Source organism: uncultured Salinicola sp. (assembly GCF_937921195.1).
In the GTDB taxonomy this organism is placed as follows: Bacteria; Pseudomonadota; Gammaproteobacteria; order Pseudomonadales; family Halomonadaceae; genus Salinicola.
This window is the reverse complement of the sequence record NZ_CALFQK010000001.1, coordinates 25,888-39,682: the sequence shown is the minus strand read 5'-3', so window position 1 is coordinate 39,682 and position 13,795 is coordinate 25,888. Positions and strand designations below refer to the sequence as shown.

General features: G+C 66.0%; 15 protein-coding genes. 4 read left to right on the top strand and 11 right to left on the bottom strand.

Features of this window, described 5'->3' with window-relative positions:
• Positions 1-708: malate:quinone oxidoreductase (locus Q0602_RS00220; protein WP_298837186.1), on the top strand; the 708-nt coding region annotated here is incomplete at its 5' end.
• Positions 709-793: 85 nt separating this feature from the next.
• Here the strand turns inward: Q0602_RS00220 and Q0602_RS00215 are convergent.
• From Q0602_RS00215 to Q0602_RS00175, 9 genes are all read right to left on the bottom strand, one after another.
• Complete coding sequence (locus tag Q0602_RS00215) at positions 794-1,051, bottom strand: Atu4866 domain-containing protein (protein WP_149435436.1); 258 nt, start codon at positions 1,049-1,051, stop codon at positions 794-796.
• Between the two features lie 116 nt (positions 1,052-1,167).
• Positions 1,168-1,650 (bottom strand): carboxymuconolactone decarboxylase family protein, encoded by a 483-nt coding sequence (locus Q0602_RS00210; protein WP_298837183.1) that lies wholly within the window; start codon positions 1,648-1,650, stop codon positions 1,168-1,170.
• A 41-nt stretch (positions 1,651-1,691) separates the two neighbouring features.
• Positions 1,692-2,429, bottom strand: a complete 738-nt coding sequence (locus Q0602_RS00205) for an SDR family oxidoreductase (protein ID WP_298837180.1) — start codon at positions 2,427-2,429, stop codon at positions 1,692-1,694.
• A 239-nt stretch (positions 2,430-2,668) separates the two neighbouring features.
• Positions 2,669-3,562 carry a LysR family transcriptional regulator gene (locus Q0602_RS00200; RefSeq protein ID WP_298837175.1) on the bottom strand — a complete coding sequence of 298 codons (894 nt, stop codon included), beginning with the start codon at positions 3,560-3,562 and terminating at the stop codon, positions 2,669-2,671.
• A complete protein-coding gene (gene ampC, locus Q0602_RS00195; RefSeq protein ID WP_298837172.1) occupies positions 3,552-4,721 on the bottom strand; it encodes a class C beta-lactamase in 1,170 nt (389 codons plus the stop codon). Before ampC ends, Q0602_RS00200 begins: the two co-directional genes overlap by 11 nt.
• Before the next feature lie 108 nt (positions 4,722-4,829).
• Positions 4,830-7,166 (bottom strand): xanthine dehydrogenase family protein molybdopterin-binding subunit, encoded by a 2,337-nt coding sequence (locus tag Q0602_RS00190; RefSeq protein ID WP_298837169.1) that lies wholly within the window; start codon positions 7,164-7,166, stop codon positions 4,830-4,832.
• Entirely contained in the window at positions 7,163-8,164 is a 1,002-nt protein-coding gene (locus Q0602_RS00185) for a xanthine dehydrogenase family protein subunit M (protein WP_298837166.1), read from the bottom strand. Before Q0602_RS00185 ends, Q0602_RS00190 begins: the two co-directional genes overlap by 4 nt.
• On the bottom strand, positions 8,161-8,682 hold the full coding sequence (locus Q0602_RS00180) for a 2Fe-2S iron-sulfur cluster-binding protein (RefSeq protein ID WP_298837163.1): 522 nt from the start codon (positions 8,680-8,682) through the stop codon (positions 8,161-8,163). Before Q0602_RS00180 ends, Q0602_RS00185 begins: the two co-directional genes overlap by 4 nt.
• Positions 8,683-8,831: 149 nt before the next feature.
• Positions 8,832-9,392 carry a hypothetical protein gene (locus Q0602_RS00175; RefSeq protein WP_298837160.1) on the bottom strand — a complete coding sequence of 187 codons (561 nt, stop codon included), beginning with the start codon at positions 9,390-9,392 and terminating at the stop codon, positions 8,832-8,834.
• A 128-nt stretch (positions 9,393-9,520) separates the two neighbouring features.
• Between Q0602_RS00175 and Q0602_RS00170 the strand changes: the two genes are divergently transcribed.
• On the top strand, positions 9,521-10,312 hold the full coding sequence (locus tag Q0602_RS00170) for a helix-turn-helix transcriptional regulator (RefSeq protein ID WP_298837157.1): 792 nt from the start codon (positions 9,521-9,523) through the stop codon (positions 10,310-10,312).
• Positions 10,313-10,503: 191 nt separating this feature from the next.
• Complete coding sequence (locus Q0602_RS00165; protein WP_295040805.1) at positions 10,504-11,100, top strand: hypothetical protein; 597 nt, start codon at positions 10,504-10,506, stop codon at positions 11,098-11,100.
• A gap of 65 nt (positions 11,101-11,165) precedes the next feature.
• On the opposite strand, the gene Q0602_RS00160 is transcribed toward Q0602_RS00165, so the two are convergent.
• Positions 11,166-11,759: an FMN-dependent NADH-azoreductase gene (locus Q0602_RS00160; protein ID WP_187775980.1), complete on the bottom strand. Its 594-nt coding sequence runs from the start codon at positions 11,757-11,759 to the stop codon at positions 11,166-11,168.
• On the bottom strand, positions 11,756-12,208 hold the full coding sequence (locus tag Q0602_RS00155) for a GNAT family N-acetyltransferase (RefSeq protein WP_298837151.1): 453 nt from the start codon (positions 12,206-12,208) through the stop codon (positions 11,756-11,758). Before Q0602_RS00155 ends, Q0602_RS00160 begins: the two co-directional genes overlap by 4 nt.
• Positions 12,209-12,297: 89 nt before the next feature.
• Between Q0602_RS00155 and Q0602_RS00150 the strand changes: the two genes are divergently transcribed.
• Positions 12,298-13,704, top strand: a complete 1,407-nt coding sequence (locus Q0602_RS00150) for a PLP-dependent aminotransferase family protein (RefSeq protein WP_298837148.1) — start codon at positions 12,298-12,300, stop codon at positions 13,702-13,704.
• The last annotated feature ends 91 nt before the right edge of the window (positions 13,705-13,795 follow it).

Sequence of the window (13,795 nt, the reverse complement as noted above, 5' to 3'; positions counted from 1 at the left end):
GTGGTCGCCAAGCACGACGCCAAGGTCTACGGGCTGGCCCCCGCCGGCTCGCCGCCGATGTCGGTACCGCACATCGACAAGCGCATCCTCGACGGCATCCCGGCGATCATGTTCGGCCCCTTCGCGACGTTCTCGAGCAAGTTTCTCAAGAACGGCTCCTGGACCGACCTGGTGCGCTCGATCACGCCCAATAACCTGTGGCCGATGACCAAGGTCGGCATCAACAACCTGGATCTGGTGCGATATCTGATCAGCCAGCTTCGCATGTCGGAAAGCGGCCAGTTCAAGGAGCTCCAGAACTACTATCCCGAGGCCAACCGCGACGACTGGAAGCTGTGGACCGCCGGCCAGCGGGTGCAGACGATCAAGGATATCGAGGGCAAGGGCGGCACCCTGCAGTTCGGCACCGAGCTGGTGACCGGTGCGGAAGGCTCCATCGCCGCGCTGCTGGGCGCCTCGCCGGGCGCATCCACCGCACCGTCGATCATGCTCACCCTGCTCGAGAGGGTCTTCCCCGATCAGGTGGCCAGCGAAGCGTGGCAGGCCAAGCTGAAGTCGATGATCCCCTCCTATGGCAAGGCACTGACCGACAACCCGCAACTGCTCTACGACGTTCGCGCCATGTCACGCGAGCTGCTGGAGCTGAGCGAGCCGGACCTGACCACGACCCCCGTACCGAAGTCGGAGCCGGAGATCAGCGATAGCTGACCGCGCTCGCCGTTCTCGGCAAGAACATCGCCCGCCCTGGCTGAGCCAGGGCGGGCGATAGGTTCACGCCTCGCTTTGCGCCGCTCTATCTCGCTCCTGGCGGTGCCTCCTGCCGATACAGCACCATCCCACCGTGATGCAGAACACCATCGATGAAATCACCATCGGCGGTAAAGCCGGTGTCGTCCCAGTACTCGATGTGGTCTCCGGTGATTTCGTAGCGGCCCTGGTAGGCACTCTCCCGCGTTCCCCTGGCCTCGTCGTAACGGCCATTCGGTAGCAGTTCGTGGCGGACGTGGCCGTCTGCCGTCGCCCATAAGCCAACGTAGGATCGATCTGTCATGTCGGTGACTCCCCCGTGATTCCCTGCGGATGCGTGGGCCACCAAGAAGCCGAGCACGGCAGCGAAGATGCCGATGCACGTTTTTCGGTAGCCACGGAAACAGCGGACGCGGCCGGTCATGACCCGTCCTCGACACGCTGGCGCCGCTCCTGGAACAGCTCGGCCAGAGCGGTGGATGCTGCGATCGCCGGCGGAAACCCGGCATGCACGGTCGTCAGGTAGATGACCTCCTTCAACTCCTCCTCGCTGACACCGGCATTCAGGGCGTAACCGGCGTGAATCTTCATGTAGTCAGGCTGGCCGAGAGCGGCGAAGACGCCGACGGTGATCAGCTGACGAGTGCGATCATCCAGTATCTCGCGGCCCCACACCTCACCCAGCGCATAGCCCTGGGTGGCATCGGCGAGAAAGGGAAATTCCTCGCGCATGGCCTCCAGCGCGGGCTGGGGCTGCCCCTGGTTGAGGCGCTCGATCGCTTCCCTTCCCGCCTCCAGGCGTTCCCGCTCGCTCGCGGCATGCACCGGTTCGAGAGCGAACAGCGCTGCCGAGAGCGCCAGTGCCCCGTAGCAACATGATGAACCCAGTGTCGTCAACGTCATCTCGCATCCTCCATTTCAGGTGTCCGATCCAGCGGCCACGGTCAGTAGGGACTGGCCGTGGGGCGCACGATGATTTCGCTGACATCGACAGTGGCCGGCTGCTCGATGGCGAAGGCGATCGACCGGGCAATGGCCCCGGCCGGTATGGCGTCCTGGCGGAAGGTTCGCATCGTCTCCTGGGCGGTCGGATCGGTGATCGAGTCGGCAAGATCGGACTCGGTGACACCGGGGCTGATCACGGTCACGCGGATATCGCCCCCCACCTCCTGACGCAGCCCTTCGGAGATCGCCCCCACGGCAAACTTGGTCGCGCAGTAGACGGCCGCGGTGGGCGACACCGCATGTCCACCGATGGAGGAGAGATTGATGATCTGCCCCGCCTTCTGCCCCTGCATGACCGGTAGCACAGCCGCGATACCGTGGAGGACACCGCGGATGTTGACGTCGATCATCCGGTTCCACTCGTCCAGCTTGAGCGCCTCGAGCTTGGAAAGCGGCATGACGCCGGCATTGTTGATGATCACATCGACGCGGCCATAGGTTTCCTGTGCTGCGGTGACGAAACCCCGCATGGAATCGATGGACGTGACATCGAGCTGGCGCCAGCTGGCCTCGCCACGCCCCTCGCGTATCTCGTCGGCCAGACGTTCGAGCCGGTCGACGCGACGCGCCCCCAGCATCAGTCGAGCCCCCCGTGCCCCCAGATGGCGTGCGGTGGCTTCGCCGATGCCGCTACTCGCGCCGGTGATCAGAATGATCTTGTCTGCAAGATCCCTCATGGTGACTACCTCGTATCGTGAAGGGTCGTGCGACGGCACGACCGACGAGGAGCAGTCTATTGAGTGAGGGAAAAACGATAATCGGGGAATATATTCATGAGTTATGAAGCTGAATGGACATAATCGGGCAAAAGCGGCGACGAGCCCGGGAATCGCTCACCCCTCGGGACCTCGCCAACCGCCAGCCCCAGGGTCTGATCACCACGCTTCGCCTGCCCTTCTGACCAGGGCGTCGCGGCTCAGGCGTTCCGCTTGAGGAAGTCGATGAAGGCCCGCATCGCAGCCAGGTGGTGACGCTGACGCGGGTAACAGAAGTAGAACCCATCGAACGGCGCGCACCACTCGTCGAGCATGGTCACCAGACGCCCCTCGCGGATCAACGGGGCAGCCCAGGCATCGACGGTGAAGGCGATGCCGACGCCGTTGATCGCAGCCTCGAGCATGGCTCTCAGATCGTTGACGATCAGCGGGCCATGGACGGCGACCCGAAACCAGCCCCCGTGGCGATGAAACTCCCATTGATATGGATGCATCTGCCCCGGCCAACGCCAATTGATGCAGCGATGCCGGTGCAGGTCGGAGGGCGTCCTGGGTTTGCCGTGGCGCTTCACGTACGCCGGTGAAGCAACCACGCAGTGGCGCAGGGTCGCGCCCAGCGGCATCGCGATCATGTCCTGCTCGAGCAGTTCGCCGAGCCGGATCGCCCCGTCGAAGCCGGCTTCGATCATGTCGACCGGCTGATCGTCCAGGGTCAGATCCAGTTCGATATCGGGATACGCCTCGGCAAAGCGAGCCAGTAGAGGTGCCAGGTAGAGCTGGTAGCCGACCCGGAAGGCGTGAAGGCGCAATCGACCCTGGGGCCGCTCACCGAGTTCGGCGGCATCCGCGACGGCCGCTTCGACCTCCTCGACCGCCGGCTTCAGGCGGGCGAGCAGTCTTTCCCCCGCCTGGCTCAACCCGACCCGGCGGGTGGTGCGATGAAACAGCCGGACGTCGAGCCTCGCCTCGAGCCCCTTGATGGTCTGGCTCAGGGCCGATGGCGAGACCTGCAGCGCCTCCGCCGCGCGAACGAAACTGCCCTGCTCGGCAACGGCGAGAAACGCCTGCAGTTCGGCGAATTCACTACCGCGCATCGCCGCCGTCGATCACGTTCAGCTTCGACAGCATCTCGTAGGCCGCCTTGACGCGCGCATCGTTGGGATAGTTTCTGTTGGCCAGCATCACCAGCCCGACCTGCTTGCCAGGCACCAGGACCACGTAGCCGCCGAAGCCGTTGGTGGAGCCGGTCTTGTTGATCCAGACGTCGTCCTGCGGCGCCTGGGGTGGCTCGATCGCCTCGGCCGGGTTGGGTTTCAGGATCATGTCGTAGCCGTTGCCCGCCAGCAGCGTATCGACCGAGACCGGCAGCGGGTACTGCTCCCAGATCAGGTCCTGGGTCATGTCGCCGACCTGGAAATTGCCCTGGCGCGTGATGTCGATCGCCTGCTGCAGATCGTCATCGACCTCTAGCAAGCCGAGATTGGCCTGCACCAGCCGGGCCAGGTCGCCGGCGGTGGTCTTGACGCCGTAGGCTTCGTCATCGAGCACGCCGGGCGCCACGCGAATGGGCTCGCCGTCCTTGCTCTCGCCCATGGCGTAATGCCCCATCTGCGCCTCGGGGACGTCGTACCAGGTGTGCTGCAGCCCCAGCGGTTCCAGCACACGGGTCTTCATCGCCGACACGAATGGCTCGTCGAGACTGGCGGCGGTCTCGACGCCCAGCAGGCCGATGCCCAGGTTGGAGTAGGTTCGCACCTCGCCGATCGCCGCGGTGGGCTGCCACTGCCGATACCACGCCATCAGCGAGTCATGGTCCGTCACCTCGTCGGGCACGAACAGCGGCAGCCCGCCGGTAGTGTGAGTGCCCAGGTTGCGCCCGGAGATCTCGTCGAACGCGCTGCCCTCGAGCGCCGGCAGATAACGGCTGACCGGCGCCTCGAGGTCGAGCCTGCCCTCGACGGCGGCGAGTGATGCCAGCGTGGCGGTGAACGTCTTGCTGAGCGAGCCGATCTCGAACAGCGTCTCGCCGTCGACCGGTATGCCGTCGTCACGCTCGGCGACGCCGTAGTTCAGCACCTGCGTTCCCTGCGGACGAACCACCGCCACCGCCATGCCGGGAATGCTCTGCTGGCGCATCAGCGACTCGATGACCGGATCGACGACACCGCGAACATCGGCATCATCGCCCTCCGCCAGCGCCAGACTCGACGAGCCCAGCAGCAGTAGCGACATACCCAACGTGATTCCTTTCATGGCGATTTCGATCCTCGGCAGTGTGCGCCGACGGCATCGTCGGGCGCGAAAAAACGGTGCCGCCAATCATGCGCAAAAATCGCGCGAACCGAAACCGTCGTCGATCGGCTACAGCAGCTTGTCCAGCGTGATCGGCAGATCGCGGACGCGCTTGCCGCAGGCGTTGTAGACGGCATTGGCCACTGCCGCGCCGACGCCGGTGATACCGATCTCGCCGATGCCGTGGGCGCCCATGGGCGTGTGCGGGTCGGGAATGTCGGTCCACATCACCTCGACCTCCGGCACGTCCATCTGCACCGGCACGTGATAGTCGGCGAGGCTCGGGTTCATCACCCGGCCGCTACGCGGATCGAACAGCGTCTCTTCCATCAACGCCAGGCCGAGACCCATGATCATGCCGCCGCGAAACTGGCTCGTCGCCGTCTTGGGGTTGAGGATCCGACCGCAGTCGAACGACCCCAGCAGACGGCGAAGGCGTATTTCGCCGGTCACCGAATTCACACCCGCCTCGCAGAAGATCGTGCCGAACGAGTGCATCGACCAGTTGGCGAGCTCTTCCGACCCGGCGGCGTCCGCCTCCACGGAGAGTTCGCTGCGCTGGGCACGCGCCAGGATCTGCGCGTAGGTCTCGAAACGCGAATCGTCACCGAGCACGCCCAGGCCTTCGTTCCGGCATTCGATCTCGTCCGGCGAGAGACCGGACAGCGGCGAACCCTGGCCCACCAGCGCCAACAGTTCAGCGACCAGCGCCCGCTGCGCGGCGATTACCGCGCCGCCGATCGCCGCTGTCTGCTGCGAGCCGCCCGCCAGCACGCTTCCGGCCAGGTGCGAATCGCCATAGTGGAAAGCGATCTTCTCCACCGGCAAGCCCAGCCGCGCGGCGGCGACCTGGGTCTGTACGGTCGCCGTGCCCATGCCCATCTCGTGAGCGGCGATACCTACCGTCGCGCCGTCAGGCGTGAGCGTGATGCGCGCCGCCGCCCCGGGCATGCGCATATAGGGATAGGTCGCCGTCGCACAGCCCATGCCGATCTGCCATTCGCCCTCGCGTCGACGACCGGGCGTGGCGCTCCGCTCGGACCAGCCGAAGCGTTCGGCGCCGCTGCGCGCCGCTTCCAGCAGGTGGCGCGAGGAGAACGCCAGTCCGCTGGTGGGGTCGCGTTCCGGCTCGTTGCGCGCCCTCAGCTCGAGCGGATCCATGCCGAGCCGGTCGGCCAGCTCGTCCAGCGCCGACTCCAGCGCGAAGGTGCCCACCGACTCGCCCGGCGCGCGCATGAAGGTATTGGCCAGCATGTGCATGTCCGCCACATCGATCGACAGTCGGATATGGTCGGCGGCGTACAGGCACTTGGTGGCCTGGAAGAAAGGCTCCGGCAGGTTGTTGTGGCGGGTCATCGCCGCGACACCCGAGTGGATCAGCGCCTGCAGCCTGCCATTTTCATCCGCGCCGAGGGCCACCCGCTGCTCGGTGCAGGCCCGCCCGCCGACGACGCGATAGACGCCCTTGCGCGACAGCGCCAGCCGTACCGGACGATCCGCGAGCTTGGCCGCCGCCGCGGCCAGGATCTGATGCTGCCACAGCGCCTTGCCGCCGAAGCCACCGCCCACGAACGGCGAGGTGACGTGAATCTGCGCGGCATCGATGCCGAACACCTCGGCCAGCGATGCCACGGCCAGATCGACACACTGGGACGCATCGTGAATCCGCAGCGTCTCGTCCTCACCGTCATTCTCACCCGCCTTCACCCAGGCCAGCGTCAGCGCGTGAGGTTCGATGGCGTTGTGATTGTGGCGCGGCGTGGTGTAGATGGCGTCGATACGATGGGGCGCGCTCGCGAACGCCTCGTCGGCATTGCCGACCGTGATCTCCGCCGGCCCGCCCAGCACGTTGTCCGGCTGACGCGCGTGGGTCCTGGCGAGCTCGAAATCGGTCATCGCCGGCTCCGCCGCGTAATCCACGCGGATGCTTTCGGCGGCGGCATCGGCCTGTTCCTGGGTCTCGGCCAGTACCAGCGCCACCGGTTGGCCGTTCCAGTGGACGCGATCGGTCTGCATGATCGGATGATCGTCGCCGGCGGCGCCGTTGGGCGAGCGCAGGAACACCGGCGGCGTATTGAGTCGTGGTGCGTTTTCGTGGGTCATCACCAATACCACGCCGTCCATCGCCTCGGCTTCCCGCTGATCGATAGCCAGAATCCGGCCGTTGGCGATGGCGCTGTAGACCAGCGCGGCGTAGACCATGCCATCGAAGGTGAACTCGCCGGCAAAGCGCGCGCCGCCGGTGACCTTCTCCGCCCCATCGACGCGCGACAACGGCGCGCCGATCCCGATTCGCCCCTTCTCGCTCAGGGGATCCAGCCGGCCCTCCGGACGCCAGTAATCCCCGGCCAGGGCGACGCCCGAGGGTTGGCGATCACCCGACCGTCCTTTATCGAGAGCACTCATGCGTCACCTCCATTACGCGCATCCGAAAGACGCTGCGACAGTTCCGCGATCATCAGCCGTCGCACCAGTTCGAGCTTGAAGGCGTTGCCCGGCAGCGGCCGGGCAGCGGCCAGCTCGGCATCGACGGCAGCGGCGAGCGTCGCCTCGGTGGCCGGCTGGCCCCTCAGCGCCGCTTCTGCCCGCCATGCCCGCCACGGCTTCGTTCCCACACCACCCAGCGACAGGCGTACGTTCTGGATCGTTTCGCCGTCGAGTTCGACCATGGACGCCACCGATACCAGCGCAAAGGCATAGCTGGCGCGGTCGCGCACCTTGCGATACTCGGAACGCACCGCCATCGGCAGCGGCGGCAACTCGACCGCGACGATCAACTCCTCGGGCTGCAGTTCGGTCTCGAGATCCGGACGCTCGCCTGGCTCTCGATGGAACTCGGTGATCGCCAGCTGCCGTTCCCCCTCGGGGCCGCGTAGATGAATGCGAGCGTCGAGCGCCGCCAGCGCCACCGCCATGTCCGAGGGATGCGTGGCGATGCAGGATGACGAGGTGCCGAGGATGGCGTGATAGCGATGGAAACCCTCCAGCGCATCGCAGCCGGCGCCCGGCTCGCGCTTGTTGCAGCGGGTCGCCACGTCGTAGAAGTAGGCGCAGCGCGTGCGCTGCAGCAGGTTGCCACCGACCGTCGCCATGTTGCGGATCTGGGCGCTGGCGCCGCTCAGAATCGCGCGGGACAGCAGCGGATAGCGGCTGCGGATCCTCGCATCACCGGCCAGCGCCGCGTTGGTGGCGGCGGCACCGATGATCAGGCCGTCCTCGGCGGTCTCGTCAATATCGCGGGAGAGACGCGTCACGTCGATCAGGGTCTGCGGGCGCTCGACGGTTTCGCGCATCAGATCGACCAGATTGGTACCGCCGCCGAGATACTTGGCTTGCCGAGAGCGCACGGCCTGTTCGATGGCCTGTTCGCTGTCGGCGACCTGGTGATAATCGAAGGCTCTCATCGCGTTAGCTCCTCACCCAGCTCCCTACCGAGAGCGGCGGTAATCGCATCCGCGATTCCGTTGTAGGCGCCGCAGCGGCAGAGATTGCCGCTCATCCGCTCGCGCAGTTCGTCACGGCTCCATTCGAGATCCGCTGCCGCGAGATCCTGGGTGACCGCGCTTGGCAGGCCGCGCTCGAATTCACCGGCCATGCCCACCGCCGAACAGAGCTGGCCCGGCGTGCAGTAGCCGCACTGGAAGCCATCGTGTTCGATGAACGCCGTCTGCACCGGATGCAGCGTGCCGCGCTCGGCCAGCCCCTCGACCGTGGTGATCTCCCGCCCCTGATATTGAACGGCGAGTGCCAGGCAGGCGTTGATGCGCTCACCGTCGACCAGCACGGTGCAGGCGCCGCAAGCGCCCTGGTTGCAACCCTTCTTGGTGCCGCTGAGCTGGAACTGCTCGCGCAGCAGATCGAGCAGTGACGTTCGGAAATCCACTTCGGCCTCCCGAACCTGGCCGTTGATCGTCCATTGCATATCGAGCCTCGGGTCACGGTTGTGTCTCGTTATCGAATTATCGTCAGGTCGTTGCCACATGCGGATAGTGGGTGTTTATCGAGCGTGGGTGTTTATCGAGCCTAGCCCGCTTCCCGGTCCGGGGCGGTCGCCATTTCGTGGCAGCCCGATCAGTCGATGCAGAAAGCGCCTTTGCCGATCTCGCCGCTGAAGGCGTCCTGGTCGCACGTCGGCGAGCTCGTGGGCAATGGCAGGGTCTCCAGCCGAATCGCCGTGCCCTGCAGCAGGCCGGACAACGCCTCGCCACTGACCGAACCGGCGGTGGAAAAGCGGACGATACTGGCCGCTCGCGCCCGGGCGAGCAGTGGCAGGAAGGCGAGGATCGGCCCCAGGGTGGCAAAGCGGTAGGGTAAGGCCCCTCTTGCCCAGGGGCAGCGACGGTCGGGCTCGGCGAGACGTTCGATCGAGCCGATGACGAGGGCATCCAGCCGTCCGTAGCGGTCGTCGATCCAGGCCGCCGCCCGCTGTAGCGCACCGGCATCGTCGATCGACAAGGGCAGGCCGACCACGTCGCCGACAGCCGCGCTCGAACCGGGCCCGGGAAAAGATCTGGCGGGAGCGGTCGACGCGTCCAGCAACAGCGTCGCGTCGGCCCAATTCGAGGCCAGCAAGACGCCGAGTTCGCTATCATCGAGACCGAGACCCAGCGTGATACGTGAATCGGGTTCCATCCACTCTCTCCGGTCAGCCGCGAAGACGTCGGTTGACGCCGCTGTCGGAAACCCTAGTATTCTCCGCTATCCTACAAAATCCGTGACTTTATCCTACGTTTGAAAACCCCAGGTTCGGCCATCACTTCATGAGTGCATTCGACTCCCCTTCGCCCTCGCTGGGCGAGTTCCTGCGTGCCAAGCGCGCCGACATCACCCCCCAGATGGTGGGCCTGCCACCGGGACGCCGTCGACGCACGCCGGGCCTGCGCCGCGAGGAAGTGGCCAGCCGCGCCAGCATGGGTTCGGCCTGGTACACCGCCCTGGAGCAGGGCCGGGACGTGCAGCCCTCCGATCAGGCGCTGGCCTGCCTGGCTCGCGCACTGATGATGAACGAAACCGAGCGCGAGCATCTCTATGCGCTGGCCGGGCGACCGGCACCGCCGCGCGCCATCGACAACGGCTCGACGATCAACCCGATCCTCCAGCGTCTGCTGGACAGGATGGAGCCGGATCCCGCCTACGTGATGGACGCCTACTGGGAAGTGATCGCCTGGAACCGGGCCGCGGCGCAGCTCTTCGATATCGAGCGCGCCGGAGACAAGCACCCGCGCAACAAGCTGTGGTGGGTCTTCACCCAGAAGCGTATCGAGACGCATCGTGCCGACTGGCTAAAATCGGCCCGCACGCTGGTCTCGATCTTCCGCAGCCAGGCCACGCGCTACGCCGACGATCCGCGCATGCGCCGGTTGATCGACGACCTGCTCGAGGCCAGCGATGCCTTCCGCGAACTCTGGGCCGAGCAGGGCGTGCTCGACCTGGCCAGTGGCCGCAAGGCGATGCGAATGCCGGACGGCACCAACCGCGAGTTCGACTATCTGCCGCTGCGCATTCCCGACCTGCCCGGCGCCTGCCTGATGATCTATCTGGGGGTGAACTGAGCGCTCGGTCGACTGACGAGGCGTTCGAGCGCCATTTTTCCCCACTCGAACCGGTCGCGAACGACATGTTCCGCAGACAGGTCTCTACCGGCCTTTCCATTACCCATCGGCTAACCGCTCGCGGTAGAGTTCAGGCGTGGTCATCGTGAGTCCCATCGATGGTTCCAGGAGAAAACGTTCCAGGAGGAAACATGGAGTTCACCCAGGGAAAGAGATATCGGGCCGGTGTCGTCGCTGCCAGCCTGTTGACACTGATGCTGGCCGGTTGCTCGGATTCGTCTCCGGACGCGGACGACGACGCCAGCGGCCAGGCGTCATCGGCGGAACAGCCCACCGCCCAGGAACCGACACGCCAAGACCAGACCACCGACGAGCCGACGCCGGGCACTGGTGGAGAAACCCGGGGCGGGGACGGTTCGACGATCACCCTGGACGCCCTGACGGCGTCGGATATCGGCGAGGCCAACCTCTCGGGCGAGCTGGGCTGCCAGTTCTCGACCGCGCAAGCCTCGCCGCTGCTGGTCGCGAAGGGGAATGTCGACTCGTCATCGGCGGCGCAAGGGGTGGTCAAGGTATCCGGCTACGTGGAGCGGGTCTCGGCGCCAGGCGGATTCGACGGCATGACCGGCAACCCGACTTTCGAGGGCAAGGGCAAGACCCTCCGCATCGAGGTGACCGGCGAACCCAGCGGTGGCGGCGAGTCGCCCGCTCGGCCGGCGACGCTGACCTACGACCGCGCCGACGGCGCCCAGCGCACGCTGGAAGGCGAGTGGCAGTGCGGTCCTTGATGCCGAATGCGCCGGGGATCTGCCCGTCGACGTGATGATGGGCTGTTCGAAGGGGTCGGCCGCCGTCAGTACCAGGCGTCGCCCAGCGCGGCAACCGCCTCTGCGATCATCGCCTCGGGAGTGGCGCGTCGGCCGACCAGCCCTTCCAGATACACGAATTCCGGCGCGCGAATGCCTAGCGTACTCAGCACGGCTTCGAGATGCGGTGTGAGGAAATTGGGCTGTTTCGACTCTCCGGCGCGGTGAAAGCCACCGGAGCTGACGATGACCAGCGTCGGCCGGTCCGCCAGCAGGCCCACCTTGCCCTGCGGGATCGGCGCGAAGGTTCGATGAATGCGCAGCACGTAATCGACCCAGAGCTTCAGCGCCGCGGGCATGCCGAAATTATGCATGGGGGTGGCGACGATCAGCCGGTCGGTGGATTCGAGCTCTTGGATCAGGCGCTCGGATAACTCAAGCGTCGCGCTCGAGCGAGGCAAGGGATCGCGCAGCGTCAGCGCCCGGGCGTAGTCCACCGTCAACGGCGCCAGCGGCTCGGCGGCGAGATCCCGTACCAGCAGGTCGCCTCCCTTTCGCGCCGCGATCTTCCGCGCCAGGCGGTTCCCCAAGGCCTCTTCGCGGTGCGGGCTGGCGGTCACGAGCAGTGTGGGTATCGTCACGATGCCGTCTCCTCGATGCTCAAGGCTTCCACGAAGTGCATGCCCCGGGAGAGCAGCCCTTGTCGAAAGTAGAAGCGCTGTGCCAGCGCCATGCCCAGCCCGGTATCCAGCACCAGATGGCGACACGCCAGGGTTCTCGCTTCCTCGCGCACGGCCGCGATCAGCCGGGCACCCAAACCGTGGCGTCGCCCCGCTGCGCTGACCACGAGATCGTCCACATAGACGAAGCGGCCATACAGCAGGTTTTCGGTCAGGCGATAGCCCGCCAGGCCGACGACCCGATTCCCCTCCCACGCCGCCAACAGCCGATAGCCCATGGCCACCTGGCGCATGATCCGGCTGACGAAGGTCTGCGGTGCATCGAGATGCGGGCGAAGCTCACGCATGACATCGAAGCAGCGCAGACACTCCTGCTCCGTGGTCACTAGTAATAGTCGAACGGTCGTCATCGGACATCCTCCTGATAGAGCAGCCAGGGTAGAATCGGACTGACCCGCTTGGCAGCGCCAAGACGTCTTCGATCTTCTGGGACATCGACATGTCCAATACCCCACTGCGGCTCGACCGCACGCAGAACGTGCCGATCTACCGGCAGCTCTATCAGCGCCTGCGCGAAGCGATGACGGACGGGCGCCTGCCACCCGGCAAACGGGTGCCCTCGGTACGCAGCCTCGCCAGTGAGCTGAACCTGTCGCGCGGCACGGTCGAGCTGGCCTATCAGCTGCTGGTCAGCGAAGGGTATTTTCTGCCGCGAGGGCCGGCGGGAACCATCGTCTCGCCACACCTGCCCGATGCCTCGGGACCGGCGGCGACATCGGAGACGGCGACCGGGCAGGAACCAAAGCCTGGTCTCGCACCGCCGCTCCCCTTCCAACTGGGGCTGCCGGCGCTGGACGCCTTCCCCGACAAGTTGTGGACACGCCTGGCCCATCGCCGACTCAGGGCCCAGACCAGCGCCGAACTCAACTACCCGCCGCCGACCGGCCACCCGGCGCTGAAGCGCGCCCTGGTGAGCTACCTCGGCGTGTCGCGAGGCATCGCCTGCCAGCCCGAACAGATCTTCATCACCGACAGCTACCGCGACACGCTCGGCCTGATCTGTCGGGCACTGCTGAAACCCGGCGACAGCGGATGGTTCGAGGAGCCGGGCTATGTGATGGCGCGTGAACGACTGCTGCACGACGGGATGCACCTGACGCCGGTGGGCGTCGACGCCGAGGGATTGAACGTCGAAGAGGGAGATTCCCGCGCCGCCCAAGCCCGTTTCGCCGTCGTCACGCCCACGCACCAGAGCCCCACCGGGGTGACGATGACGCTGGCCCGACGCCAGGCCTTGCTGAGGTGGGCGAGTCGTGAGGATGCCTGGGTGATCGAGGACGACTACGACAGCGAATATCGCTACCACGGCCATCCCGTACCGGCACTGAAGAGTCTCGATCACGATGGCCGCGTGCTCTATGCCGGCACGTTCAGCAAGGTGCTGTTCCCCGCCATCAAACTGGCCTACCTGGTGGTTCCACTCTCTCAGGTCGCGATCTTTCAGCGCGCGATGCGGCGCCTGGGCCATGGCTGCCCGACGCTGACTCAGGCGGTGGTCGCGGATTTCATCGACGAAGGCCACTTTGCCCGCCACCTCAAGCGGATGCGGGCGCTCTACAAAGAGCGCCGTGAAAATCTTCGCCAAGCGCTCGAGCACCATCTGGGCGATCGGATTCACATCGATCTGCAAGCCGGCGGGATGCACCTGCTGGCCCGTCTTCCCGACGACGTCGACGACGTGGCCATCGCGAACCGGGCCGCCAGCGCCGGGCTGGGTGGGCACGCGCTGTCCGAGTGGTCCCTGACCCCGACACGACAGTCCGGGCTGCTGCTGAGCTTCACCAACGTCACCGATGCCGCCCACGCCGACGCGCTGGCCGCCCGGCTGGCCGCGCTCGTGGTTTGACGCGTCGCAGGTCGTCTTGCGATGGCCCAGAAATCGCCACCGTTCTTGGCTCTGTGAGAACGCCTTCCCGCATTTCATCCTGTCTCGGTGC